Raw genomic sequence first — 25,477 nt, forward strand, 5'->3', positions numbered from 1 at the left:
GCCGCAGAGGCAATAACGACCATGGCAACAGCCAATGCCATCGACACCGTAAGCCTTGAAGCCCAGATTGCCGAAGCGCCCTCGCCTATCGGCCCGGCTCGAAAGGCCCTGAGCACCACCTTCGAGGCCCACGCGGAGGCGTTCCGTAATGGTGCCGACATCCGCGAGCTGGTGCTTGCCAGGGCGCTGGAAGTCGACCGCATCCTGGCGCTGCTCTGGAACCGCTACCCGTTCGCCCAATCCGGTGATATTGCCCTTGTGGCAGTCGGCGGCTATGGCCGCGGCGAGCTACACCCCCACTCGGACATCGATCTTCTGATCCTCACCCGGTACGACGTCCAGCCGGAATGGCAGGACGATCTCACCGCCTTTATTACGCTGCTGTGGGACCTGCGCCTGGACATCGGTCACAGTGTGCGCAGCCTGGAGCAAAGCATCGAGGCTGCGCAGTCGGACGTCACCATCCTGACCAACCTGCTGGAAACCCGCACCATCGCCGGCCCCGACAGCCTGCGCGCCGAGCTGTCCAGCCAGGTCTATTCGGACGACATCAGTGCCGACCGCGCCTACTTCATTGCCAAGCGCGACGAGCAACGTCGCCGTCACGAGAAATACGGCGACACCGAGTACAACCTGGAGCCCAACATCAAGGCGTCGCCGGGCGGGCTGCGGGACATCCAGACCATCGGCTGGATCACCAAGCGCCACTTCGGCCTGGAATCCATCGCCGACCTGACCCGCTTCAGCATCCTCACCGAGGAGGAGTACCAGATCATCCTCAGCGGAGAGAATTTCCTGTGGCGGCTGCGCTACGGCCTGCAGCTGATCGCGGGACGCAACGAAAACCGGCTGCTGTTCGATCACCAGCGTGCCCTGGCGGAACTGCTCGGCTACAAGGACCAGGACCGCAAGCTCGGCGTCGAGCGCATGATGCAGAAATATTACCGCACCGTGCTCGGACTCTCGGAGCTGGCCGACGTGATCCTGCAGTATTACGACGAAGCGATCCTGGGCTCCGACGGCGAGGACGATATCCGTCCGCTCAACAAGCGCTTCCAGATCCGCAACCGTTACATCGAGGCCGTTAACAACCAGGTCTTCGCCTACGCGCCCTATTCGTTGATGGAAATCTTCGTGCTGATGGCGCAGAACCCGGAAATCCGCGGCATCCGGGCCACCACCATCCGCTCGCTGCGGGCCCACCGTCACCTGATCGACGACGCCTTCCGCTCCGACCTCGCGGTCACGACCCTCTTTATGGAGCTGCTGCGCACGCCGCACGCGCTCGACCAGACCCTGTCGGCGATGAAAAAGTACAACGTGCTGGGCCGCTACCTGCCGGAGTTTGGCCAGATCATCGGCCAGATGCAGTACGACCTGTTCCACATCTACACCGTCGACGCCCATACCCTGCGGGTAATCCGCAATATGGCGCAGATGCGCACGGAAGAGGCTCGCTCGAACTTTCCACTGGCCTCGCGCCTGATCCATCGACTGCCCAAGCTGGAAAACCTCTACATCGCCGGCCTCTACCACGATATCGCCAAAGGCCGCGGCGGCGACCATTCGGAGCTGGGCGCCGATGACGCCATCGATTTCTGCCAGCGCCACCACCTGAGTCAGCGCGACACGCAACTGATCGCCTGGCTGGTGGAAAACCACCTGCTGATGTCGATGACCGCCCAGCGCAAGGACATCTCCGATCCGGACATCATCCACGCCTTCGCCCGCTCAGTACCCAGCCAGGTTCACCTGGACTATCTGTACGTACTGACCGTCTGCGACATCAGCGCGACCAACCCCAAACTGTGGAATACCTGGCGCGCCTCACTGCTGCGCCAGCTCTACATCGAGGCCAAAAGGGCCCTGCGCCGCGGCTCGGAAACGCCGGTGGACCGCAACGCCTGGATCAAGGCGACCCAGTCCGAGGCGCGGGAGATCCTGCTGGCCCAGAACATCACCGACCAGCAGATCGATGCCGTCTGGAACGCCATGGACGAGGATTACTTCCTGCAGGATTCCACGGTGGACATCGCCTGGCAGACGGCGGCCATCATCCGCCACGGCGACCACCCGGACCCGCTGGTCATGATCCGGGACACCCACGGCGGGCCGACCGACGGTTTCTCCCAGATCGTCATCTACATGAAGGACCGGGCCGCCCTGTTCGCCGCAACCACGGCCGTACTGGAGCAGCTCAACCTGAACATCGTCGACGCCCGCATCAGCAGTGGCGAAGGTCCCTATTCGGTCAGCGCCTACGTCGTGCTGGACGAGCAGGGGCAGCCCCTGGGCAAAGACGAAGCCCGCAAGGCCCGCGTCAAGCAGCGCCTGATTGAGGAGCTGGACGACCCGGAAGACTACCCGGACATCATTCATCGCCGCACACCACGGCAGCTCAAGCATTTCTCCTTCCCGACCCAGGTGACCTTCTCCAACGACACGGTCAATCAGCGCACGGTGATGGAGCTGATTACACCGGACCGTCCGGGCCTGCTGGCACGTATCGGGCGCGTCCTGCTGGAGCACGACGTGCGGCTGACCAACGCCAAGATCGCCACCCTGGGCGAACGCGTCGAGGACGTCTTTTTCGTCACCGACAGCAAGGGCGGTCCGCTCAGCGATCCGGCCCTGTGCGAAGCGCTGCAGGACGACCTCTGCCGCCAGCTGGACGAGAACGTCGGCGTCTAATCCACTCAGAGATCCAGACATGAACCCGAATCTAGATCGCCTACACCCTTACCCGTTTGAAAAACTGGCGGAGCTGAAAGCCGGCATTGAGCCATCGGCGCACCTGGCGCCCATCGCTCTGGGTATCGGCGAGCCCAAACATCCGGCGCCGGCATTCGTCAAACAGGTGGTCCGCGACAACCTGGACCGACTGGCCAATTACCCGACCACCAAAGGGATGGACGAGCTGCGCCAGGCCATCGCTGATTGGGCGACGACCCGCTTCCAGCTCAAGCCCGGCACGCTCACCGCCGCGGATCATGTGATTCCGGTGAACGGCACCCGGGAAGCCATCTTTTCGCTGATCCAGGCCGTAATCGATCCCAAGCCGGACGCCACACTGGTGACGCCCAACCCCTTCTACCAGATCTACGAGGGCGCCGCGTTCCTCGCCGGCGCCACGCCGCACTACCTGCCGTGCGATGCGGACAACCATTTCATCCCGGATTTCGAGGCGGTATCGGCCGCCGACTGGGACCGTTGCCAGGTGCTGTTCCTGTGCTCACCGGGCAATCCCAGCGGTTCCGTGATCCCGCGCGACACCCTCAAGCGGCTGATCGAACTGGCGGACCGACACGACTTCCTGATCGCCTCGGACGAGTGTTATTCAGAGCTCTACCCGGACGAGAACAACCCGCCGGAAGGACTGCTGCAAACCTGCGCCGCCATTGGGCGCGATGACTACGCGCGCTGCATCGTATTCCACAGTCTGTCCAAACGCAGCAACCTGCCGGGCCTGCGATCCGGTTTCGTGGCCGGCGACGCCAGCGTCCTGAAACAGTACCTGCGCTATCGCACCTACCACGGCAGCTCAATGCCGATCCAGCATCAACTGGCCAGCATCGCCGCCTGGCAGGACGAGGACCACGTGCGCGAGAACCGGGCCGCCTACCGCGAGAAATTCGACGCGGTGGTTCCCATTCTTGCTGACGTCATGCGGGTGTCCGCCCCCGACGCAGGCTTCTATCTTTGGCCGGAGACGCCGTTCGCCGACGATATTTTCGCCCGCGACCTGGCCGCCAGTCAGAATGTCCACGTTCTCCCCGGGCGCTATCTGTCGCGCACTATCGACGGCCATAACCCCGGCGAAAACCGGGTCCGCATGGCCCTGGTCGCACCGCTGGAGGAATGCATCGAGGCGGCGCAACGTATTCGAACGTTTATCAAGGAGCAGTAACCGTGGATATCTACGGCATCAAGAATTGCGACACGGTCAAGAAGGCCCTCAAGTGGCTGGACGCCGCCGACAAATCCTACACCTTCCATGACTATAAAAAGGAAGGCGTGGACCCCGAGCGCCTCGCCGCCTGGGAAAGCCAGGTCGGCTGGGAAGTCCTGCTCAACCGGCGCGGCACCACCTGGCGCAAGCTGCCGGACGAGGTCCGTGATAACATTGACCGGGATTCGGCGCTGACCGTGATGCAGGAGAATCCCTCCGCCATCAAACGCCCGGTGGTCGAGAACGGCGACCAGGTGCTGGTCGGCTTCAAGGCAGACGACTGGGAAGCCCAGCTCGGCTGAGGTCCGCCAGGAACAGATTCTGAGATTCAATGCGTGGCTGGCCAGGCCCGCCCAACACCAGATTGAGACCAAGGAGCACACCCCACATGAGTTTTGCATTCGGCATCGGTATCGGCACCCAGAACCTTAAAGGTGAATGGCTGGAGACCTTCTACCAGAAGCCGCTCTATATGCCGGAAGCCACGTTGACCGAAATCGCCGGCAACACCCTCGGCTACAAGGGTGGCAACCAGGCTATCGAGGCCAGCCAGGAGCAACTGAAGACCTTCGCCGAAGCGCTGCGTGGCGCCGGCCTGGAGGACCAGGCCAAGCTGGCTGACAAGGCGGCGAAGAGCGAGCGCCCCGCGGTGGTGACGCTGCTGGAAACCGACGATACCGCCTCCAGCACGCCCGAGGTCTACCTCAAGCTGCACCTGATCTCCCACCGTCTGGTCAAGCCCCACGGCCTCAGGCTGGACGGTATCTTCGGCCTGCTGCCCAACGTGGCCTGGACCGACGAAGGCGCGATCGACCTGGACGAACTGCCGGAGCGCCAGATGGATGCCCGCATCGCGGGTCGCACCCTGGAAGTCAAATCCGTGGACAAGTTCCCGCAGATGACCGACTACGTGGTTCCGCGCGGCGTGCGCATCGCCGACACCGCCCGGGTTCGTCTGGGCGCCTACGTGGGCGAAGGCACCACCGTCATGCACGAGGGTTTCATCAACTTCAACGCGGGTACCGAAGGCACCAGCATGATCGAAGGCCGGATCTCCGCCGGCGTGATGATCGGCAAGGGCTCGGACCTGGGCGGCGGCTGCTCCACCATGGGCACCCTGTCCGGCGGCGGCAACATCATCATCTCCGTGGGTGAGAACTGCCTGATCGGCGCCAACGCCGGTATCGGTATCCCGCTGGGCGATCGCAACACCGTCGAGGCCGGACTCTACATCACCGCCGGCACCAAGGTGGCGGTCCTGGACGACAAGAACGAGATCGTCCAGACGGTGAAAGCGCGCGATCTGGCGAGCAAGACCGACCTGCTGTTCCGTCGTAATTCACAGAACGGCGCGGTTGAGTGCAAGACCAACAAAACGGCCATTGAGCTCAACGAAGATCTGCACGCCAACAACTGATCTGCCCCGGAGGGGCCTCGCAAGAGGCCCCTTGTCTTACCCTGCGAACACCGGAACCCCTCATGTCTCTCTCGCCAACCCTCGAACTCGCAATCGAACTGATCAGCAGACAATCCGTCACCCCGGACGACGCTGGCTGCCAGGACCTGATGATGGAGCACCTGGCGCCCCTGGGATTCAAAGGCGAATCGCTGCGCTTCGGTGACGTCGACAACCTCTGGGCCCGCCGGGGCACCGACGGCCCGGTGCTCGCCTTCGCCGGTCATACCGACGTGGTGCCGACCGGTCCCGAAAAGAACTGGGCGCACCCGCCGTTCGATCCCGCCATCCGGGACGGTTACCTGTACGGACGTGGCGCCGCCGACATGAAAGGCAGCGTGGCGGCCTTTGTCACCGCCTGCGAACGCTTCGTGGAGAAACATCCGGACCACAAGGGCTCGATCGCGCTGCTGATCACCAGTGACGAGGAGGGCCCTGCCCACGACGGCACGGTGAAGGTGGTGGAAACCCTGGAAGCCCGCAACGAGAAAATCGACTGGTGCCTGATTGGCGAGCCCTCCAGCACCCACGCCGTGGGGGACATCATCAAGAACGGCCGGCGCGGCTCGCTGCACGGCTACCTGACCGTACACGGCGTACAGGGCCACGTGGCCTACCCGCATCTGGCGGAGAACCCGGTGCACACCGCCGCGCCGGCGCTGGACGCCCTGGCCCGGACCCAATGGGATGAAGGCAACGAGTTCTTCCCCGCCACCACGTTCCAGATCACCAAGATCGAAGCGGGTACGGGAAGCAACGTCATTCCGGGTGAGCTGACGGTGCACTTCAACTTCCGCTACTGCACGGAAAACACCGCCGAAAGCCTGCAGCAGCGCGTGATCGGGATTCTCGACGAGCACGATTTGAAGTACGACCTGCAGTGGCACCTCAGCGGACGCCCGTTCCTCACCGATCGGGGCGCGCTGGTGGATGCCGCCAGCGACGCCATTGCCTCCGTCACCGGCCGCACCACCGAGCTGTCAACCTCAGGCGGCACCTCCGACGGGCGCTTTATTGCGCCGACCGGCGCACAGGTGGTGGAGCTGGGCCCGCTCAACGCCACGATCCACAAGATTGACGAGTGCGTGAAGGCCGAAGATCTGGACACGCTGTCGGCGATCTACGAAGAGATGCTGGTGCGCCTGCTCGCCCGCTGACACGCGCCCGAGCAGACGCTCACAAAAAAGCCCCGGCGATGTCCCGCCGGGGCTTTTGTCGTTCAGGAAGACGACCTAACCGTTCTCGGCCGCTTCCCAGCTCTTCAGCAGTTCCTCGTAGGGCACCGTCTCGCCCTGGGGCTTCTCGTTCTCCAGCTTGGGCTTAGGCGCACCTGGCTGCTCCAGCCAGTAGCTCGCTTCACGCGGCTCGTTCAGCTTAGGTCCACAGGTCGCCATCACCTTGGCCCGCTCCAGGCGCATCATGATGTTGTCCTGAGCATCGGCGAGACCGTCCAGCGCCTGCTGCGGGGTACGCTCACCGCTGGCCGCCTGGGAGATATACTGCCACCAGAGCTGGGCCAGTTTCGGGTAGTCAGGCACGTTGGTGCCGGTCGGGCTCCACTGCACTCGCGCGGGGCTGCGGTAGAACTCCACCAGACCGCCCAGCTTCGGCGCGGCTTCGGTCATGGCTTCGGAGTTGATATCCGACTCGCGGATCGGTGTCAGGCCCACCAGGGTCTTCTTCAGGGAGACGGTCTTGGCGGTGGTGAACTGCGCGTACAGCCAGGCGGCCAGACGACGCTTCTCCGGCGTGGACTTCATGAAGGTCCACGAGCCCACGTCCTGGTAGCCCAGCTTCATGCCTTCCTGCCAGTACGGACCATGGGGCGACGGCGCCATGCGCCACTTGGGTGTGCCATCCTCGTTGACCACCGGCAGTCCGTCCTTGGTCATGCTGGAGGTGAACGCCGTGTACCAGAAGATCTGCTGGGCCACGTTGCCCTGCGCCGGCACCGGACCGGCCTCGGAGAAGGTCATGCCCTGCGCTTCGGGCGGCGCGTACTTGTCGAGCCAGTCCACGTACTTCTGGGTCGCGTAGACCGCCGCCGGTCCGTTGACCGCGCCGCCGCGCGTCACGCTGGAACCCACCGGGTGGCAATCCTCCACGCGAATCCCCCACTCGTCCACCGGCAGGCCGTTGGGCAGGCCCTTGTCGCCGGCACCGGCCATGGAGAACCAGGCATCGGTAAAGCGCCAGCCCAGTGACGGGTCCTTCTTGCCGTAATCCATGTGGCCATAGACCCGCTTGCCGTCAATCTCCTTGACGTGCTCGCTAAAGAATTCGGCGATGTCCTGATAGGCGGACCAGTTCACCGGCACACCCAACTCATAGCCGTAGAGGTCCTTGAACTGTTTCTTCAGGTCCTCACGCTCGAACCAGTCCGCCCGGAACCAGTACAGGTTGGCAAACTGCTGATCCGGAAGCTGGTAGATCTTGCCGTCCGGCGCCGTGGTGAAGTCCAGGCCGATGAAATCGTCCAGGTCCAGCGTGGGCGAGGTAAAATCCTTGCCGTCACCTTCCATCATGTCCGTAATGGGGACTACCTTGCCGTAGCGGAAATGCGTGCCGATCAGGTCGGAGTCGTTGACGTAGCCGTCGTAGATATTGCGACCCGACTGCATCTGCGTCTGCAGCTTCTCGATGACGTCCCCTTCCTGGATCAGGTTGTGGGTCAGCTTGATCCCGGTAATCTGGGAAAACGCCTTGGCCAGCACGTTGGCCTCGTACTCGTGAGTCGCGATGGTTTCCGAGACCACATTGATCTCCATGCCCCGGAAAGGCTCGGCGGCCTTTGTAAACCAGGCCATTTCCTCAAGCTGTTCTTCCTTGGTCAGGGTGGACGGCTGGAACTCGTCCGTCACCCATTTCTCGGCGGCATCGGAATACTGGTCAGCGCCGGCCGACAGGCTGAACCCGAGACTGAATACCCCGACAGCGGTACTCAGCAGCAGGGCTCGCGGAGTCTTCTTGTTGTTTAACATAGCCAACCTCGTCTGCTCTTTTCAGAATCATCGACCCTTGGCGGAAGCCTTATGCTACAGGGAGTCGCTTCCGGTCGATCCCTTTCCCATCGGCGGCCGGAATACCGGCCACCCATCGAAAATCGCTTGTCGCACCGCCCGCTGGTGGGGCGGCACTGCCCTCACCCCCAGCGCAGAAGCACCGCCACCCAAACCACAGAAAGGACCAGGGCAATCCAGAGACTGGCCTCGGTCAGCCCCAGGAACAGCAGGTGGATATAGGCGCTGCTGAGCAACCCGATAAACAGGCGGTCGCCGCGAGTGGTGGCGATGGGCAGAAAACCCTTGCGCTCCACGCACGGTCTGGCCACTTCGAATACCGTCATCACCAGCAGGATCGCGGCAATGGTGGCGAAGAAAATGGCCGTGGGTATCGTCCACTGCATCCAGGCAATCATCACGAGCCTCCTATACCCGGCCCAGGGCAAAGCCCGTAGCCACATGGTTGCGAACGAACCAGACCACCAACAGGCCCGGAATAATCGTCAGCACGCCGGCCGCCGCCAGCACGCCCCAGTCGATACCGCTCGCGCCGACCGTCCGCGTCATGATGGCGCTGATGGGCTGGGCGTCGACGGACGTCAGCGTGCGCGCCAGCAACAGCTCCACCCAGGAAAACATGAAGGCGAAGAAAGCCGTCACACCGATGCCCGAGCGGATCATCGGGATGAAAATCTTGATGAAGAAGCGCGGGAAGCTGTAACCGTCAATATAGGCCATCTCGTCGTATTCCCGAGGGACGCCCGAGATAAAGCCCTCCAGAATCCACACGGCCAGGGGCACGTTGAACAGACAGTGCGCCAGTGCCACCGCAATGTGGGTGTCGAACAGGCCGATGGATGAATACAGCTGGAAGAACGGCAACAGGAACACCGCCGGCGGCGCCATGCGGTTGCTGAGCAGCCAGAAGAACAGGTGCTTGTCGCCCACGAACTTGTAACGGCTGAAGGCGTAGGCCGCAGGCAGCGCCACCAGCAGCGTAATCACCACGTTGATCGACACGTAGATGGTCGAATTGATATAGCCCGAGTACCAACTGGGATCGGTGAAAATCACCTGATAGTTATGCAGCGTGAAGTTCTGCGGCCAGAAGGTCAGCGAGCTGAGGATTTCCTGGTTGGTCTTGAACGACATGTTCAGTAACCAGTAGATGGGCAGCATCAGCAAGACAATATAGAGACTGATGCCAAAGCCCTTGCGACGATGATGGCTCTTCATGATCCGTCTCCCCTACTTGTCCCGGTCCGGATAGGTAATCGCCGTGAAGAACAGCCACGACACCAGCAACACAATCAGGAAGTAGACCAGCGAGAACGCCGCCGCCCGGCCAATATCGAACTGCCCCACCGCCATGGTGGTCAGGGTCTGGCTGAGGAACGTGGTGGAACTGCCCGGCCCGCCGCCGGTGAGCACGAAGGGCTCGGTGTAGATCATGAAGCTGTCCATGAAGCGCAGCAGCACCGCGATCACCAGCACGTTTTTCAGACGCGGCAGCTGGATGTAGCGGAACACCGCCCAGCGCGACGCGCGGTCGATCTCCGCCGCCTGGTAGAAAGCCTCGGGAATGGCGCGCAGACCCGAGTAGCACAGCAGCGCCACCAGCGGCGTCCAGTGCCAGACGTCCATCAACAGCACCGTCAGCCAGGCATCAAGGGTATTGGCGGTGTAGTTGTAATTCACGCCCATGGCATTGACGGCCCACCCGAACAGCCCGATGTCACCGCGGCCGAAGATCTGCCAGATGGTGCCCACCACGTTCCAGGGAATCAGCAGCGGGATGGCCAGCAGGATCAGGCACAGCGAGGCCCGCCGACCGCCGGTCGGCATCATCAGTGCGATGCCGATGCCCAGCGGAATCTCGATCAGCAGCACAGCGCTGGAGAAGATCACCTGACGCCCGAGGGACGCCTGCAGAGCGTCATTGCGCAGCACTTCGCGGAACCAGTCAGTACCTACGAAGTAAGCGCTGTTAGGGCCGAAGATGTCCTGCACCGAGTAGTTCACCACGGTCATCAATGGGATCAGCGCGGAAAACGCCACCAGGATGAACACCGGCAGCACCAGCCACCAGGCCCGGTTATTGGGGACTTTTCTCATACTCGAATCTCCCTCATACCGAAACCGCCTCAGACGGGTCCGCATCCACCAGGAACTCGTCGATGTAGAGCTTCAGCCACTGACGCGGGAACACCACGTGAACCGTATCGCCGGCAATCACCTGATCCTCGTCCACCCGCGCCTTGATGGTTTGCTGCCCCAGGCGCAGGGTCAGGATTTTGTAGGTACCCAGGTCCTCTACATCCAGCAACTCGCAGGCGAAGGTCTCGTCCGTCGCATGACCGGACAACTGCACGAATTCCGGGCGGATACCCAGCTTCAGGTTGTCGCTGCCGACACGCCGCACCTCTGCCATCACCCCGTCCGGGAGCGGCACCTGAATGCCATCGAACTGCACGCCCTGCTCGCTAGCGGTGACCGGAATCAGGTTCATCCCCGGGCTTCCGATGAAGAAACCGACAAAGGTGTGATTGGGGCTTTCGAACAGTTCCCGGGGCGTACCGAACTGGACGATCTGGCCCTCATACATCACCGCGATCTTGTCGGCGAAGGTAGAGGCTTCCAGTTGATCGTGGGTGACGTAGACCATGGTGATGCTGAACTGTTCGTGGATCTGCTTGAGCTTGCGGCGCAGCTTCCACTTGAGCTGCGGATCGATCACCGTCAGCGGCTCGTCGAACAGGATCGCCGACACGTCGTCGCGCACCAGCCCACGCCCCATGGACACTTTCTGCTTCTCGTCCGCCGTCAGGCCCCGGGCTTTCTTTTTCAGGACCGGTTCCAGCTCCAGGATGGCGGCGATCTCCTCCACCTTGGCGCGAATCTTCGCCTTGGGCATATCAGCGTTGCGCAGCGGAAAGGCCAGGTTGTCGTAGACGGTCATGGAGTCGTAGACCACCGGGAACTGGAACACCTGGGCGATGTTGCGATCCTTGGGCGACAGCTCGTTGACCCGCACGTTGTCGAACAGCACGTCGCCCTCGGACGGCGCCAGCAGCCCGGAGATGATGTTGAGCATGGTGCTCTTGCCGCAGCCGGACGGGCCCAGTAGCGCATAGGCACCGCCCTTGTGCCAGGTGTGACTCATCTGGCGAATGGCGTAATCGTCCGGCCCGGACGGATGGCGCTCATAGCTGTGCGCCAGGGACTTCAGCTCGATCTCAGCCATGCGCCGCACCTCCTTCGCCCGCTCCGGTTTCATGGGCCGGCGCATGCACCAGTTCGCCGGCCTGGTTGAACACGAACAGCTTGCCAATCGGCAGGTAGATCTTGATTGGCGTTTCCGTGTGGTACTCGTGAACCCCCATCAACTGCAACACCAGCTCGAAATGATCGTTTTTTACGTGCATGAAGGTTTCCGAACCGGAGATTTCCGCCAGCTCGACGGTCATCGCCAGTTCCAGGTCGTCCTCGTTCTGCGGCACCAGGCTGATATGACTGGGGCGGATGCCGAACTGGTAGGCGTCCGGCTCCAGAGCCTTGAGCTCGCGGGTCAGCGGGTGGTGGGCGTACTCATCGAAGGTGACGTCGTTCTCGGTGACCCGGCCGGGCATGAAGTTGATGGGCGGCTCGCTGAACAGTTCGGCGGCCGTCACGCTGGCCGGCTTGCGGTACACCTGAGTCACCGGTCCGCTCTGAATGATGCGCCCTTCGTGCAACAGTGTGGTGTGGCCGCCCAGCGCCAGCGCCTCATTGGGCTCGGTCGTGGCGTACACCGCGATGCAATTGCGCTCACGGAACAGGGCGCGCAGCTCGGTGCGCAGCTCCTCACGCAGCTTGTAGTCGAGGTTGACCAACGGCTCGTCGAACAGGATCAGGCTGGCATCCTTGACCAGCGCCCGCGCCATGGCCGTGCGCTGTTGCTGACCGCCGGACAGCTCCAGCGGATAGCGCTTGAGCAGCGGCTCGATGCGCAGCATCGCGGCGGTTTCCTGTACCCGCCGCTCGATCTCGGATCGGGGCATGCGCGCCAGTTTCAGGGGCGAGGCAATGTTGTCCCAGACGGTCAGGTTCGGATAGTTGATGAACTGCTGGTAGATCATCGAGATGTTGCGCTTCTGCACGGACTGGCCAGTCACGTCCTGGCCATCCACCAGCACACGGCCCTCGTCAGGCCGGTCCAGGCCCGCCATCAGTCGCATCAGCGAGGTCTTGCCGGCCAGCGTCCGGCCCAGCAACACGTTGAACGAGCCGGCCTCGAAGGTGATGTCGGCGGCGTCGATATGGGCGACACCGTCTACGGTTCGGGAAACGTTCTCCAGGGTCAGCGACATGCGCCTTGGATCCTTGTTTTTATTTTCGGATCACCGCGCGCCGGATTGCATCAGCGCACGTTCGTATACGAATACAATGGCGCAATGAACATACCAATGTCCCAACATAAACCGTCAAAATCCCACAAAACACTGATTAAAAATAACTAAATAAAATGATTCGCGAACAGGGAAGGCGTTCGTGTTTTTCGTTTTCGAATCATTGTGTTCAATATGAACATTGACAAGCGAACACCCTGAACACAATACTGAACAAAAATTGCGCACACCCGCTCGGCAAACAATCACAACAAACAAGGCAGGTCATCACCGTGAGCAGGACGCCCACCTCCGACGATTTTGGCGATCTCATCGCCGCTTCCTGGACTCGTTGCCAGGCCATGGGCCTGAGCCACGCCACGCCAGCAGGCACCCACCGGATAGCCACTCCGGAACCGGCGCAGCGCTTTGCCCTGCTGCTTGAGACCACCGAACGGGAAGTACTGCCCTATTACGAGAACATACTTGCCAACAGCCGCTCCCTGATCCTGCTGGCCGACCACGAAGGCCGGCTGCTCAAGCACTGGGGCGACCGGCGTTTCATTGAGCCGGGGCGGGAAGCCCTGTTCGAAACCGGAACCAGTTGGCAGGAACGCGACAACGGCACCAACGCCATCGGTACCGCCATCGCTTCGGGCCAGGCGGTGCAGGTGCAGCGCAACGAGCACTTCCTGACCGCCAACCGCTTCATGACCGGCTGCGCCGCGCCGATCCTGGACGCGGAACAGAACCTGGTCGGCGTGCTTAACGTATCCAGCGATGCCTATCTTCCCCAGGCCCACACCCTGGGCATGGTCAAGCTGATGGCCACCGCCGTGGAGAACCGGCTATTGGTGCACCAGTACGGCGGCGGTTGTGCCCTGCTGACCTTCAACACCAACGCTGACAACCTGGACAGCCAGTGGTCGGGCCTGCTCGCCATCGATGCCGACGGCGAGGTAATGGCCGCCAACCGCCGTGCCGCCCAATTGCTGGGCACCGACCTCCTGCACCAGCCGATCACCGGCCTGGTGGACATGTCGCTCTCCAGTCTGCTGAACCAATCGGATGACCACACCTTTCCGCTGCAGGCACGAACCCGCCGACACCTCTACGCCAGCCTGCGCAAACCCGACCGGCGCAGCGGCGAAGCGCCGGCTGCCAAGCAGCACGCCCGGCACCCGCAAAGTGCCGCGGGCTTTCGTAACGTGGAGTTCGGCGACGCCCAGATCCAGCGCTGTATCCGCCAGGCCACACGCGTGGCGGGCCGGGACATCCCCATCCTGATCCAGGGGGAAACCGGTGTTGGCAAAGAGGTGTTCGTAAAAGCGCTGCACCAGGCGAGCGCCCGCCGGGAGAAACCGCTGGTGGCCGTCAACTGCGCGGCGATTCCATCGGAGCTGGTGGAATCGGAGCTGTTCGGCTACGCCAAGGGCGCCTTTACTGGCGCCAGTCTGCAGGGGTCGACCGGGCTGATCCGCAAGGCCGATGGCGGGATACTTTTCCTGGACGAAATCGGCGAGATGCCGGCCCGGGCCCAGGCCCGGCTATTAAGGGTACTGCAGGAGCGGGAGGTGCTGCCGGTTGGCGCCACCGAAGCCTATCCAGTGAACATCCATCTGGTTTCGGCGACCAACCAGCCGTTGAAGGAACGGATTGAAAGCGGGGTGTTCCGACGGGATCTCTACTACCGGATCAGCGGGCTCGCCCTGGAGCTGCCTCCACTGCGCCAGCGCACCGACCGGCGCTCGCTGATCCGCCACATCCACACGCTTTACCGGGACAGCGACCAGCCCAGCGCCCTGCCCGATGCCATCCTCGATCTGCTGGAGCAGCATCCCTGGCCGGGCAACGTGCGCCAGTTGATCAACGTGATGCAGGTGGCCCTGGCCATGGCCGGCCCGGAACCGGTGGAAACCTGGCACCTGCCGGACGACTTCCTGCAGGATCTGCAGCTGGCCACGGTGACGCCCATCGAACCGGCGCTGGCCGTCAGCCGCCCCGCCGGATCCGGGCCCGGCTCGACGCTCGACGCGCTGCTGGAAGTCTACAACCGGCACCAGGGCAATGTGTCCCGAACCGCCCGCCACCTGGGCTTCAGCCGCAACACCGTGTACAAACGGCTGCGGGAGCTGGGCGTGCGTTGAACGCCGCCCGGCTGCGGAAGTCGGTCAGTCCTGCAGACGGTTCACCGCTTCGACCCACCCCTCGTAGAGCCGGTCTCGGGTTTCCTTGGTCATCTCCGGGGTGAAGCTGCGGTCGCATTGCCAGAGCTGTTCCAGCGCTTCCAGGGACTCGAACACGCCGGCCTTGAGGCCCGCCAGATAGGCCGCACCCAGGGCGGTAGTTTCGATCAGTCTGGGTCGGTCAACGGTAGCCCCCAGGATATCCGCCAGGAACTGCAGCACCCAGTTGTTCTCCACCATGCCGCCGTCCACCCGCAGCGCCACCGGCCGCACGCCGTCGCGCTCCATGGCTTTCTGCAGATCCTTGGTCTGGTAGCACACCGACTGCAGCCCGGCGGTGACGATTTCCTTGATCCCCGTATCCCGGGTCAGGCCGAAAATCGCTCCGCGCGCCTTGGGGTCCCAATAGGGTGCACCCAGCCCGGTGAACGCCGGCACCAGGTAGACGCCGTGATTGGCCGGGGTCTGTTCCGCCAGGGATTCCGTTTCCTTTGCCATGCGGATCAGCTTGATGCCGTCCCGCAACCACTGGATGGCGGCCCCGGCGATGAAGATGCTGCCCTCCAGGGCGTAGGTGGTCTTGCCATTGAGGCGGTAGGCCACGGTGGTCAGCAACCGCGATTCGGAATGCAGCGGTTTATCGCCGGTGTTGAGCATGAGGAAGCAACCGGTGCCGTAAGTGCTCTTGGCCATGCCCTCGCGGAAACAGGTCTGACCGAACAAGGCCGCCTGCTGGTCGCCCGCCATGCCGTACACCGGCACCGTCCCGCCGAGCAGATCGGCCTCGATGTCCCCAAAGTCGTCCGCCGAATCCTTCACCTCCGGCAGCAGCGATTCGGGCACGTTGAACAGGGCCAGCAGGTCCTTGTCCCAACGCTGTTCGTGGATGTTGAACAGCAGGGTGCGGGAGGCGTTGGTGGCGTCGGTCAGGTGCCTGCGGCCACCGGTCAGCCGCCACAGCAGGAAGGTGTCGACCGTGCCGAAGGCCAGCTCTCCCCGCTCGGCGCGAGCCTGGGCCCCTTCCACATTGTCCAGGATCCAGCGAATTTTGGTGGCGGAGAAGTAAGGGTCCGCCAGCAGACCGGTCTTGTCCTGAATCACCGGCTCGTGGCCCTCGTCTTTCAGAGTACGGCAGAGGGTCGCGGCGCGGCGGTCCTGCCAGACGATGGCGTGGTAGATGGGCTTGCCGGTCTGGCGATCCCAGATCACCGTGGTTTCACGCTGGTTGGTGATGCCGATTCCGGCCAGATCGCCAGCGCCGATGCCGGCTTTTTCCATGGCTTCGCGGCAGGTCCGCAGCACCGAATCCCAGATGTCTTCCGGATCGTGCTCCACCCAGCCACTCTCGGGAAAATGCTGCGGAAATTCCTGCTGGCTGACCGCGCGGACCTCGGCCCTTTCATCGAAAATCATGGCCCGGGAACTGGTCGTGCCCTGGTCGATTGCCAAGATATAACGCGTCATGCTTGCCCCCTGTCCACCGTCTTATTGCACCAGTACGTTGCCGCACCAAGGCGTGCGTTCTTGTTCGGTTCGCGGAAACAGCCGGCGACGCGGTTTGACCCAGGATGCCCGCCGGTCCATTTCCCTGAAAGCCCTGCGGGCATTCTTGCGCTTTTCGCAAACGAATCCAAATATTTTTTCGTTTACGATGATCGTGGCGCCCGTATTCCGGCCAGGCACTTGCCAGACTGCTATGATTGCCCTGTAATCTCATGATTTACCGGCATTCAATGCCACGCATTGCGCACGGCGCAAACGAACCAGGCGAACCGATATGGCACAGAAACACCGTCAGGACCTGATCATGGAGCTGATCGAAAAGACCGGCTTCGTGACCACCGAACAACTGGTGGAGCATTTTCAGGTGACGCCCCAGACCATCCGCCGCGACCTCAACCAGTTGGCCCGGCAGAGCCGCGTGCGGCGCCATCACGGCGGGGCGGGCGTCGATTCCAGTACCGTCAACACCGCTTACCAGGCGCGCAAGATCATGGAGCTGGAAGCCAAGGAACGCATCGCCCAGAGCCTGGTGCGGATGATTCCCGACGGTGCCTCGCTGTTCATCAACATCGGCACCACCACCGAGACCATCGCCCGCGCCCTGCTGGGTCACAGCAACCTCAAGGTCGTCACCAACAATCTGCATGTGGCATCGATTCTCGCCAGCCGGGAAGACTGCAGCATCATCATCGCCGGGGGCGAAGTGCGTAATCGCGACGGCGGCATCGTCGGCGAGGCGACCCGGGATTTCATCAACCAGTTCAAGATGGATTTCGGCATCGTCGGCATCAGCGGCATCCACATGGACGGTTCCCTGCTCGATTTCGACTACCGCGAGGTGCGTGTCGCCCAGACCATTATGGCCAATTCCCAGCAAGTGCTGCTGGCCGCCGACCACTCCAAGTTCGGCCGCAACGCCATGGTAAGACTGGGCAGCATTACCCAGGCCGACCACTTCTTCACCGACCAGGCACCGCCCCTGGAAATCCGCCAACTGCTGGACGACAACGACGTGCGCCTGCACGTGGTCTGATGCAAACACCCGACGTTTTGGGTGTTTTCTAAAATGTTCGTTTTTTGTCGGTTGTTTTCCTTTACGAATCACCCGGCTTTTCGCATAATGCAGGCATTGTCCACTTTTTCGCCAACCGGCGGCCACAGCCCGCGCGGTCGAGAGGATCATCGGCATGCAATCGGCAACCACGGACTACGACCTGATTGTCATCGGCGGCGGCGTCAACGGTACCGGCATCGCTATGGATGCCGCAGGCCGGGGCCTGAAGACGCTGCTCTGCGAGATGCACGACCTGGCGTCAGCCACCTCTTCCTCCAGCAGCAAGCTGATCCACGGCGGGCTGCGCTATCTGGAACACTACGAATTCAAGCTGGTACGCCAGGCTCTGGCGGAACGGGAAGCCCTGCTGCGCAACGCGCCGCACATCATGTGGCCAATGCGCTTCCGGCTGCCCTACCAGTCGCACCTGCGTCCCGCCTGGATGATCCGTACCGGTCTGTTTTTGTACGACCACCTGGCCAAACGGGAGTTGCTGCGCGGCTCCAACGGCATTCGCTTTGACGGCAACAGCCCGCTGATCCCCGGGATCACCCGTGGCTTCGAGTATTCCGACGGCTGGGTCGACGACGCCCGCCTGGTGGTCCTGACCGCCAAGGCCGCGGAAGAAAAAGGCGCCACGGTGCGCACCCGAACCCGCTGCGTCAAGGCAGAGCGGGACGGCATGAACTGGCAGGTGACACTCCGGGACGAGCGCAGTGGCCACGAGCAACAGGCGCGCTGCAGGACGCTGGTCAACGCGACCGGCCCCTGGGTCAGCTCGCTGTTCAAGGAGTCCCTGGGCATGCAGGCGCCCAAGCAGATCCGTATGGTCAAGGGCAGCCACATCGTGGTGCCGCGCATCCATACCGAACCCGAAGCCTATATCCTGCAGAATGCCGACGATCGCATCATTTTCGTCATTCCCTACGAGGACGATTTCTCGCTGATCGGCACCACGGATGTGGACTATCAGGGAGACCCGAAGAAGGCCACCATTTCCGAGGAGGAAGTGGATTACCTGGTCGGTATCGTCAACGACTATTTCCGCAACAAGCTGACGCCAGAGGATGTGGTCTGGTCCTATTCCGGGGTGCGGCCATTGATGGACGACGAAGGCGGATCGGCGCAGAAAGCATCACGGGACTATACGTTCGAAGTCGATGGCGGCAAGGACGACGCGCCGCTGATTTCCGTATTCGGCGGCAAGATCACCACCTACCGCAAGCTCGCGGAGGCGGCCACCGACCGCATCAGCCAGTTCTTCACCGACGCCGGCGACGGCTGGACCCGCGACGCCACCCTGCCCGGCGGCGATTTTGAAAGCCAGGAGGACCTGCGCGACGAGCTCAAGACGGCCTACCCCTGGGTGCCATCCGGCCTGCTCCACCGCTTCGTGCGGACCTACGGTACGCGCACCCGGAAACTGCTCGATGGCTGCCACTCGATGGAAGACATGGGCCGGCATTTCGGCGCCAACCTCTATGCCCGCGAGATCGACTACCTGCGCGATCAGGAGTGGGCGGTGGACGCCGAGGACATCGTCTGGCGCCGCACGAAGCTGGGTCTGCGTCTGACCGCCGCCGAGCTGAGCGGCATCCAGGCCTACCTGGACAGCCAGACGGTTACCGCACCGCTAACCACCGCCTGATTCCAGCGCCCACCGGTTGCCGGTGACAGGCCGGGCGCCGCCGGACTCCACAACCACCGTCTCGCTCAGGCCAATGCCCCACTCCCCCGGCACGCGCAGGCACAGCGGCAAGTGGAACACCATGCCAGGCTCGAACACGTCCGTCTGCCCGCGGGCGATAAAGCCACTGCCTTCCACCCAGGAAGGCGGGAACTGCGCGCCGACGGTATAACCGTACACCCCGGAAAAGAACGCCCGGTCCTGCCACTCGCGCCAGGCCATCTCGGCCGCCACAGCCGCCGCATCGAAGGTCCGGCCCGGCACCATGTGGGCAACCAGGGCCTCGAAGACTGCGCGGCAGGCTCCGGCCAGCGACGCCATGCGCCCGTTCACCGGCTCGCCACCGGCCACGACCGTGTGCATCATCGGCGCGGTATAGCGTTCGCAGGCCGCCCCCAGTTCAATAAACACCGGCTCACCCGAATGGATGGCAAAACGCCGATGGTTGGTGTGGATGATGCTGCTGCGTCTTCCGGCAACGACGATGGGCTGCATGCTCATGAATTCGCTGCCGGCTCGGTGCATGGCGTCGGCTGCGGCAGCAGCGACGGCGCTGTCAGTAACGCCCGGCAGCACCGCCTCCCGCGCCGCCTGGATGCCGGCCTCGGTCATCCGCGCCGACGCCTCCAGACAGGCCAGCTCCTCAGCGGATTTGACCCGGCGAATGGGCCCCAACAAGCCGCCGATGTCCTGCCACTGGCGATCCGACAAGCGCTCCCGCAGGATGGCCAACAGTCCCGGCCGCAGGCCACCGCCCCAGAGATCGACGCCCAAGCGCGGGCCCAGCCCGGCCAGCACCTCGGCCAACGGCTCGACCACTTCGCGCGGGTCTTCCCAGCGATAGCCCAGCACCCGATCCACCCGGGCACAAGCCACCGCCGGGCCGGTCTCGATCGACGGCACCTGCAGGGCGGTAAACCCGGGCGCATAGACCAGCGCAGTGTGCACGGAGACTTCGAAGGTATTGTAGCCGGTGAGGTAGTAGATCTCGGCGGGGTTGGTGAGCAGCAATGCGTCCAGGCCGGCCTGTTCGAGGGCCGCATCCAGGGCGCTGCAGCGGCGTACGTACTCCGCCTCTGAAAACGCCCGCTCGCGCTGGCCGCCCAGCGCCTTTTCCAGTGTGTCCGCGTAGGTTCTGAAATCCATCCGTCATCTCCCGCGACAGGCTGAAACGGGGATACTGCGTGTCCGCGGCACTCTCGCCGCCCACACAGCCCCTGACGACCCATGTTTACATCGGGTAACCCGGCGACACAATTCCTTGCTCAATCTTTTACGTTAGTCCCATTGATGCCGCGTCGACTCCTACCCAGACTCGATAGTGGAAACTACTTACCCATCCAAAAACAACAAGCGGCCTCGCGCGTGGACAGGCGCTGCGGCCAGGGAGAAGTTCATCATGTCACTCACGCGTCTTTGCTGTGCGTGCCTTGTGCTCGCATTCGCGGTATCAACTCACGCCGCCGACACACTCAAGATCGGCTTCAACTACCCGCAGAACGGCCGCTACAAGGACCAGGGCCTGCAGGAACGGCTCGGCGCCTTCATGGCCGTCGACGAAATCAACCAGGCCGGCGGCATTCTCGGAAAACCCATCGAACTGGTCATCCGCAACAACAGCAGCGATCCCAAACAGGGCGCCGCCAACACCGCCGAGCTGATCGACCAGGAAGACGCCGCCATGGTCTTCGGCGGCGTATCCAGTGCCGTGGCCATCGCCTCGGGCGAGGAAGCCCGCAAGCGGGATCGTCTCTACTTCGGCACCCTCACCTACTCCAACGCCACGACCGGCAGTGCCGGGCACCGCCACATGTTCCGGGAACCCTTCAACGCCTGGATGGCGGCCAAGGCCATCAGTCATCACCTGCAGAATCGCTACGCCGGGCAGAAATTCTTCTACATCACCGCCGATTACACCTGGGGCTGGTCCACCGAATCCTCCATGCGGCGCTTCACCGACACCGGTAACGACCAGGCCCATCCGGGGGTCAAGACGCCTTTTCCCAACGCCTACCTGAAAGACTTCAAGGCCGCCCTGGACAAAGCCGACGCCGCCAACCCGGAAGTGCTGGTGATGGTGCTGTTCGGCGACGACATGGTGCGCGCCCTCAACCTGGCCTACGAGATGGGCCTGAAGGACAAGATGCAGATCGTGGTGCCCAACCTCACCCTGGGCATGGCGCAGGACGTGGGGCCGACCATCATGGAAGGCGTTATCGGCGCGGCGCCCTGGGTCTGGGAAGCGCCTTACCAGTATGACTACCCGCGTGGCCGGCAGTTTGTGGAGGAATTCGCACGGCGCTACGAGATGCGCCCGTCCTCGGCCGCGGCGTCCGCCTACAGCATTCTGCACCAGTACCGGGACGCCGTGGAACGCGCCGGCACCACCGACACGTCGGCGGTGATCCGCGCGCTTGAGGACTACCGCTACAGCCTGCTGAAAGACGAACAGCAGTGGCGCGCCTTCGATCACCAGAACGTGCAGACCGTCTACGTGGTGCGCAGCAAAACCCGGGAGGAAGTGATGGACGATCCGATGGGCGCGGACTACTTCGAAATCGTGGACACGCTGGACGGCAACACAGCCGCCAAGACACTGGAAGAGTGGCAGGAGGAACGCCGGGAAGCCAGCAAGCCACTCAGCCTCTGACGGATACGCCGATCAGGAACGGCACGCCCCTCGCCTCAGCGCCACTTGGCCTGGGGCGATTTGTAGTGCTGGAATCCGGCCAGGATCTCGGCCGCATTATCACCGACAACCAGCATGTCGCGGTACGGCTCCTTGAGGAAAGCGTGCTGGCACATGGTGTCGAAAAAGCCCAGCAACTGATCGTAGTAACCGGCAATGTTGTAGAAGGCGCAAGGCTTCTCGTGATAGCCCAGTTGCGCCCAGGTCCAGGCCTCGAAGATCTCCTCAAGCGTGCCCGGGCCACCCGGCATGGCCACAAACGCCTGGGCCAGGGAATTCATCCGGGCCTTGCGCTCGTGCATGTCGTCGACCACGTAGAGCTCGGTCAGGCCATCGTGGGCGACTTCGCGCTCCTTGAGCATACGCGGGATCACACCGATGGCCTCGCCACCGTGTGCCATCACCGCCGACGCCACGACACCCATCAGACCGACCTTGCCACCGCCATACACCAGGGTATGACCGCCTTCGGCCAGGGCCTGCCCCATGGCGCGGGCGCCTTCCTCGAATACCGGGTCGTTACCGGTGCTGGACCCACAGAATACTGCGACTTTCATAGATCGGATCGGCCTCCCATTGTCCGCACGCCCGTCCGGGCGACTTCAGGCGAACGCTAATAAGAACAGATCATCAGGCGGGAAACAACGCGAGCGGACCGTCCGTGGCCCGCCGCGTAGTTGGCAAATCAGGACACTTCGGGGTTACGCAGCGCTTCCGCCGCGCCCAGCAGGCCGGTGTAGGGTTCGGTCACCACATGCACCGGCGTCCGCTCCATCAACGGACGCATGCGCCCCTTGTCCTCAAAGGCGGCCTGGAACGGGCTTTCCAGGAAGAACTCGATGAAGCGCGGCAGGATTCCGCCGCACAGGTACACGCCGCCCACGCTCCCCAGGGTCAACGCGGCGTTGCCCGCGGTGCGACCCAGAATCTCGCAGAAATGACGCAGCGCGTGTCGAGCCAGTGAATCGGCGTCGGACACCGCCGCCGCCGTGATCTTGGCGGGGGTATCCAGCGGCGCGGCCACGCCCTGTATCTCGGCATGGGCCTGGTACAGGTTGAGCAGCCCCTGACCGCACAGGATCCGCTCGACCGAAACCCGACCGAAGCGCGCTTTTAGGATCTGCAGGATAGCGATCTCCACCTCGTCGGTGGGCGCAAAATCCACGTGCCCGCCTTCGGTCATCAGCGGCACCCAGCCATCACGCAGTGGCACCAGCCCGGAAACGCCCAGACCGGTGCCCGGCCCAATCACCAGACGCGCACGCGTCACATCGCCCGGCCCGCCGCAGACGTGGATCAGGTGCTCCTGGGGTACATGGGGCACCCCCAGCGCCATGGCGGTGAAGTCATTGATCACCTTGAACGAACGCAGGCCAAACTGCTCGCGAATGACCTGCAGGCCGAAACGCCAGTGGTTGTTGGTCATCCGCACCTGGGCGTTGGGATCGTTGGGCGACGGCACCGGCCCGGCGACCGCCAGGCACACGTCCTTGATCCGCTCGACACCGACCCGCTCCATGTAGGCGCGGATGGCACCGTCCAGGTTGTCGAATTCGCCACAGGGCAGGACCTCGATGGCGTGGGGGCGCACGTCCCCTTCCCGGGCCAGCGCAAATCGGGCGTTGGTCCCCCCGATATCGCCGACCAGCTCTACCATGGATTGATCAGTCATGCGTCGTGATTCCAGAAAAAGCTCGCCCCCTCTTCCGGCGTGCCGGCAGAGCGGCGCAGCCAACCGAACAGTTCGCGACCGTAACCGGTGTGGTAGCTCGACAGATCGACTTTCGCCTGCTCGCGCTGGGCCAGCTCGTCATCGGATACCTCGATGTCCAGCTTACCCTGGCTGGCATCCAGGCAGATGATATCGCCGTCCCGGACCCGTGACAGCGGGCCGCCGTCGAGGGCTTCGGGATAGACGTGGATCGCCGCCGGGACCTTGCCGGAGGCGCCGGACATGCGACCGTCTGTGACCAGCGCCACCCGGAAGCCACGATCCTGCAGCACGCCCAGGTACGGCGTCAGCTTGTGCAGTTCGGGCATGCCGTTGGCCTTCGGACCCTGGAAGCGGACCACCACGATGCAGTCCTTGTCCAGTTCGCCGGCATCAAACGCCTGGGCCAGCTCGTTCTGGTCGTTGAGCACCACCGCCGGGGCGCGGATCACGTGGCGATCCGGTTTGACCGCGGAGGTCTTGATCACGCCACGACCCAGATTGCCGTCCAGCACGCGCAGACCACCTTCCGGCGCAAACGGCTCGGCGGCGGAACTGAGCACGTCGGTATCACCCGAGGTCTCGGCAGACGGCGTCCAGACCAGTTTGTCGTTATCCAGCGACGGCATCTGGGTGTAGCGATCCAGGCCGTGGCCCATGATGGTTTCCACGTCCTCGTGCAGCAGGCCATGGGCCAGCAGCTCACGGATCAGGAACGGCGTGCCACCGGCCTCGTGGAAGGCGTTCACATCCGCCTGGCCATTCGGGTAGATGCGCGTCATGGACGGCACCACCGAGGACAGCTCGGCGTAGTCGTTCCAGTCAATGAGGATACCGGCCGCCCGGGCGATGGCGATCCAGTGAATGGTGTGGTTGGTGGAACCGCCGGTCACCAGCAGGGCCACCAGGGCGTTGACGATGTTCTTCTCCGCCACCACGTCACACAGCCCCCGGGTGCCGCCGTTGGGGCGGGACTGGCGAATCACCTGTTCGGTCACCTCGCGAGTCAGCTCGTCGCGCAGCGGGGTGTTGGGGTGGATAAACGCTGCACCCGGCAAATGCAGCCCCATCACTTCCACCAGCAGCTGATTGCTGTTGGCGGTGCCATAGAAGGTACAGGTGCCCGGGCTGTGGTAGGACTGGCTCTCGGCCTCCAGCAGCTCGTCCTTACCCACCTTGCCTTCGGCGTAGAGCTGACGAATGCGCTGCTTTTCCTTATTGGGCAGACCCGATGGCATGGGCCCGGCCGGCACCAGCGCGGTGGGCAGGTAGCCGTAGCTCAGGGCGCCAATCAACAGTCCCGGCACAATCTTGTCGCAGATGCCCAGCAGCAGGGTGGCGTCGAACATGTTGTGACTCAGGGCGACGGAGGTGCTCATCGCAATCACGTCGCGGGAGAACAGACTCAGCTCCATACCCGGCTGGCCCTGGGTGACGCCATCGCACATGGCGGGGGTCCCACCGGCGAACTGGGCCACCGAGCCCATGCCGTGCGCCGCCTTGCGGATCAGGTCGGGAAACCCTTCATAGGGCTGGTGTGCGGAGAGCATGTCGTTATAAGCCGACACGATGGCCACGTTGGCCTGGTTCATCAGTTTGAGGGTGTTCTTGTCGGACTGACCGCAGGCGGCAAAGCCGTGGGCCAGGTTGCCGCAGGAGAGGACACCACGCTGCGGTGACTGCTCCCCGAGTTGGGCCATGCGCTGGAGGTAGTCCTCACGGGTCGCCCGGCTCCGTTCGATTATCCGCTGGGTTACTTTTTCCACAATCGGATGCATGTCTCTCTCCTGATTATTGTCGCATCGACGGACGTCGGCCGCACCGCGTCCGTCCGATTCACGCCTCTCTTCAAGCGCCCGCTCTCATGGGCCGG

20 protein-coding genes are annotated in these 25,477 nt (G+C 63.2%); 9 read left to right on the forward strand and 11 right to left on the reverse strand.

All coding sequences use genetic code 11. The features are described 5' to 3' along the window. The first annotated feature begins 21 nt into the window (after nucleotides 1-21). From DKK67_RS12090 to dapE, 5 genes are all read left to right on the forward strand, one after another. The gene (locus DKK67_RS12090) at nucleotides 22-2,691 is read left to right on the forward strand and encodes a [protein-PII] uridylyltransferase (protein WP_204355779.1); all 2,670 of its coding nucleotides are present in this window, start codon (nucleotides 22-24) and stop codon (nucleotides 2,689-2,691) included. Nucleotides 2,692-2,710: 19 nt separating this feature from the next. Then, the gene (dapC, locus tag DKK67_RS12095; RefSeq protein ID WP_111496577.1) at nucleotides 2,711-3,907 is read left to right on the forward strand and encodes a succinyldiaminopimelate transaminase; all 1,197 of its coding nucleotides are present in this window, start codon (nucleotides 2,711-2,713) and stop codon (nucleotides 3,905-3,907) included. Nucleotides 3,908-3,909: 2 nt separating this feature from the next. After that, nucleotides 3,910-4,251: an ArsC family reductase gene (locus DKK67_RS12100; protein WP_111496578.1), complete on the forward strand. Its 342-nt coding sequence runs from the start codon at nucleotides 3,910-3,912 to the stop codon at nucleotides 4,249-4,251. 86 nt (nucleotides 4,252-4,337) lie between these two features. Beyond that, on the forward strand, nucleotides 4,338-5,366 hold the full coding sequence (dapD, locus tag DKK67_RS12105; RefSeq protein ID WP_111496579.1) for a 2,3,4,5-tetrahydropyridine-2,6-dicarboxylate N-succinyltransferase: 1,029 nt from the start codon (nucleotides 4,338-4,340) through the stop codon (nucleotides 5,364-5,366). Between the two features lie 62 nt (nucleotides 5,367-5,428). Beyond that, nucleotides 5,429-6,562 carry a succinyl-diaminopimelate desuccinylase gene (gene dapE / locus DKK67_RS12110; RefSeq protein ID WP_111496580.1) on the forward strand — a complete coding sequence of 378 codons (1,134 nt, stop codon included), beginning with the start codon at nucleotides 5,429-5,431 and terminating at the stop codon, nucleotides 6,560-6,562. A gap of 75 nt (nucleotides 6,563-6,637) precedes the next feature. On the opposite strand, the gene DKK67_RS12115 is transcribed toward dapE, so the two are convergent. The 6 genes from DKK67_RS12115 to DKK67_RS12140 all read right to left on the reverse strand — a co-directional run bounded on the left by DKK67_RS12115 (nucleotide 6,638) and on the right by DKK67_RS12140 (nucleotide 12,756). Continuing rightward, entirely contained in the window at nucleotides 6,638-8,386 is a 1,749-nt protein-coding gene (locus DKK67_RS12115) for an ABC transporter substrate-binding protein (protein WP_111496581.1), read from the reverse strand. A gap of 161 nt (nucleotides 8,387-8,547) precedes the next feature. Next, entirely contained in the window at nucleotides 8,548-8,823 is a 276-nt protein-coding gene (locus DKK67_RS12120) for a DUF2160 domain-containing protein (RefSeq protein WP_204355780.1), read from the reverse strand. A 10-nt stretch (nucleotides 8,824-8,833) separates the two neighbouring features. Beyond that, a complete protein-coding gene (locus DKK67_RS12125; RefSeq protein ID WP_111496582.1) occupies nucleotides 8,834-9,643 on the reverse strand; it encodes a carbohydrate ABC transporter permease in 810 nt (269 codons plus the stop codon). A 12-nt stretch (nucleotides 9,644-9,655) separates the two neighbouring features. Then, nucleotides 9,656-10,522 carry a carbohydrate ABC transporter permease gene (locus DKK67_RS12130; protein ID WP_111496583.1) on the reverse strand — a complete coding sequence of 289 codons (867 nt, stop codon included), beginning with the start codon at nucleotides 10,520-10,522 and terminating at the stop codon, nucleotides 9,656-9,658. 13 nt (nucleotides 10,523-10,535) lie between these two features. Beyond that, nucleotides 10,536-11,651, reverse strand: coding sequence for an ABC transporter ATP-binding protein (locus DKK67_RS12135; protein WP_111496584.1), 1,116 nt, complete (start codon nucleotides 11,649-11,651; stop codon nucleotides 10,536-10,538). Beyond that, entirely contained in the window at nucleotides 11,644-12,756 is a 1,113-nt protein-coding gene (locus DKK67_RS12140) for an ABC transporter ATP-binding protein (protein ID WP_111496585.1), read from the reverse strand. The genes DKK67_RS12135 and DKK67_RS12140 overlap by 8 nt, the downstream gene beginning before the upstream one ends. Before the next feature lie 380 nt (nucleotides 12,757-13,136). Between DKK67_RS12140 and DKK67_RS12145 the strand changes: the two genes are divergently transcribed. Next, entirely contained in the window at nucleotides 13,137-14,921 is a 1,785-nt protein-coding gene (locus DKK67_RS12145) for a sigma-54-dependent Fis family transcriptional regulator (protein WP_111496586.1), read from the forward strand. 24 nt (nucleotides 14,922-14,945) lie between these two features. On the opposite strand, the gene glpK is transcribed toward DKK67_RS12145, so the two are convergent. Beyond that, nucleotides 14,946-16,424, reverse strand: coding sequence for a glycerol kinase GlpK (gene glpK / locus DKK67_RS12150; RefSeq protein ID WP_111496587.1), 1,479 nt, complete (start codon nucleotides 16,422-16,424; stop codon nucleotides 14,946-14,948). Nucleotides 16,425-16,737: 313 nt separating this feature from the next. Between glpK and DKK67_RS12155 the strand changes: the two genes are divergently transcribed. Beyond that, the gene (locus tag DKK67_RS12155) at nucleotides 16,738-17,496 is read left to right on the forward strand and encodes a DeoR/GlpR family transcriptional regulator (RefSeq protein WP_111496588.1); all 759 of its coding nucleotides are present in this window, start codon (nucleotides 16,738-16,740) and stop codon (nucleotides 17,494-17,496) included. 154 nt (nucleotides 17,497-17,650) lie between these two features. After that, on the forward strand, nucleotides 17,651-19,165 hold the full coding sequence (glpD, locus tag DKK67_RS12160; protein WP_111496589.1) for a glycerol-3-phosphate dehydrogenase: 1,515 nt from the start codon (nucleotides 17,651-17,653) through the stop codon (nucleotides 19,163-19,165). Here the strand turns inward: glpD and DKK67_RS12165 are convergent. Then, nucleotides 19,151-20,350, reverse strand: coding sequence for a M24 family metallopeptidase (locus DKK67_RS12165; RefSeq protein WP_111496590.1), 1,200 nt, complete (start codon nucleotides 20,348-20,350; stop codon nucleotides 19,151-19,153). The genes glpD and DKK67_RS12165 overlap by 15 nt on opposite strands. A gap of 253 nt (nucleotides 20,351-20,603) precedes the next feature. On the opposite strand from DKK67_RS12165, the gene DKK67_RS12170 reads away from it, so the two are divergent. Then, complete coding sequence (locus DKK67_RS12170; protein ID WP_111496591.1) at nucleotides 20,604-21,854, forward strand: ABC transporter substrate-binding protein; 1,251 nt, start codon at nucleotides 20,604-20,606, stop codon at nucleotides 21,852-21,854. Nucleotides 21,855-21,889: 35 nt separating this feature from the next. On the opposite strand, the gene DKK67_RS12175 is transcribed toward DKK67_RS12170, so the two are convergent. The 3 genes from DKK67_RS12175 to edd form a co-directional block, all read right to left on the reverse strand. Next, on the reverse strand, nucleotides 21,890-22,450 hold the full coding sequence (locus tag DKK67_RS12175; protein WP_111496592.1) for an LOG family protein: 561 nt from the start codon (nucleotides 22,448-22,450) through the stop codon (nucleotides 21,890-21,892). 128 nt (nucleotides 22,451-22,578) lie between these two features. After that, the gene (gene glk / locus DKK67_RS12180) at nucleotides 22,579-23,565 is read right to left on the reverse strand and encodes a glucokinase (protein ID WP_228160584.1); all 987 of its coding nucleotides are present in this window, start codon (nucleotides 23,563-23,565) and stop codon (nucleotides 22,579-22,581) included. Then, a complete protein-coding gene (gene edd / locus DKK67_RS12185) occupies nucleotides 23,562-25,382 on the reverse strand; it encodes a phosphogluconate dehydratase (protein ID WP_111496593.1) in 1,821 nt (606 codons plus the stop codon). The genes glk and edd overlap by 4 nt, the downstream gene beginning before the upstream one ends. Nucleotides 25,383-25,477 lie beyond the last annotated feature (95 nt).

Origin of the sequence: Marinobacter bohaiensis, from assembly GCF_003258515.1 — a bacterium.
Lineage (GTDB): Bacteria > Pseudomonadota > Gammaproteobacteria > Pseudomonadales > Oleiphilaceae > Marinobacter_A > Marinobacter_A bohaiensis.

Excerpts from the sequence above, each read along its gene's own strand:
- DKK67_RS12090 (WP_204355779.1), top strand. The coding sequence starts at position 22 with ATGGCAACAGCCAATGCCATCGACACCGTAAGCCTTGAAGCCCAGATT.
- dapC (WP_111496577.1), top strand. The coding sequence starts at position 2,711 with ATGAACCCGAATCTAGATCGCCTACACCCTTACCCGTTTGAAAAACTG.
- dapD (WP_111496579.1), top strand. The coding sequence starts at position 4,338 with ATGAGTTTTGCATTCGGCATCGGTATCGGCACCCAGAACCTTAAAGGT.
- dapE (WP_111496580.1), top strand. The coding sequence starts at position 5,429 with ATGTCTCTCTCGCCAACCCTCGAACTCGCAATCGAACTGATCAGCAGA.
- DKK67_RS12115 (WP_111496581.1), bottom strand. The coding sequence starts at position 8,386 with ATGTTAAACAACAAGAAGACTCCGCGAGCCCTGCTGCTGAGTACCGCT.
- DKK67_RS12120 (WP_204355780.1), bottom strand. The coding sequence starts at position 8,823 with ATGATTGCCTGGATGCAGTGGACGATACCCACGGCCATTTTCTTCGCC.
- DKK67_RS12125 (WP_111496582.1), bottom strand. The coding sequence starts at position 9,643 with ATGAAGAGCCATCATCGTCGCAAGGGCTTTGGCATCAGTCTCTATATT.
- DKK67_RS12130 (WP_111496583.1), bottom strand. The coding sequence starts at position 10,522 with ATGAGAAAAGTCCCCAATAACCGGGCCTGGTGGCTGGTGCTGCCGGTG.
- DKK67_RS12135 (WP_111496584.1), bottom strand. The coding sequence starts at position 11,651 with ATGGCTGAGATCGAGCTGAAGTCCCTGGCGCACAGCTATGAGCGCCAT.
- DKK67_RS12140 (WP_111496585.1), bottom strand. The coding sequence starts at position 12,756 with ATGTCGCTGACCCTGGAGAACGTTTCCCGAACCGTAGACGGTGTCGCC.
- DKK67_RS12145 (WP_111496586.1), top strand. The coding sequence starts at position 13,137 with ATGGGCCTGAGCCACGCCACGCCAGCAGGCACCCACCGGATAGCCACT.
- glpK (WP_111496587.1), bottom strand. The coding sequence starts at position 16,424 with ATGACGCGTTATATCTTGGCAATCGACCAGGGCACGACCAGTTCCCGG.
- DKK67_RS12155 (WP_111496588.1), top strand. The coding sequence starts at position 16,738 with ATGGCACAGAAACACCGTCAGGACCTGATCATGGAGCTGATCGAAAAG.
- glpD (WP_111496589.1), top strand. The coding sequence starts at position 17,651 with ATGCAATCGGCAACCACGGACTACGACCTGATTGTCATCGGCGGCGGC.
- DKK67_RS12165 (WP_111496590.1), bottom strand. The coding sequence starts at position 20,350 with ATGGATTTCAGAACCTACGCGGACACACTGGAAAAGGCGCTGGGCGGC.
- DKK67_RS12170 (WP_111496591.1), top strand. The coding sequence starts at position 20,604 with ATGTCACTCACGCGTCTTTGCTGTGCGTGCCTTGTGCTCGCATTCGCG.
- DKK67_RS12175 (WP_111496592.1), bottom strand. The coding sequence starts at position 22,450 with ATGAAAGTCGCAGTATTCTGTGGGTCCAGCACCGGTAACGACCCGGTA.
- glk (WP_228160584.1), bottom strand. The coding sequence starts at position 23,565 with ATGACTGATCAATCCATGGTAGAGCTGGTCGGCGATATCGGGGGGACC.
- edd (WP_111496593.1), bottom strand. The coding sequence starts at position 25,382 with ATGCATCCGATTGTGGAAAAAGTAACCCAGCGGATAATCGAACGGAGC.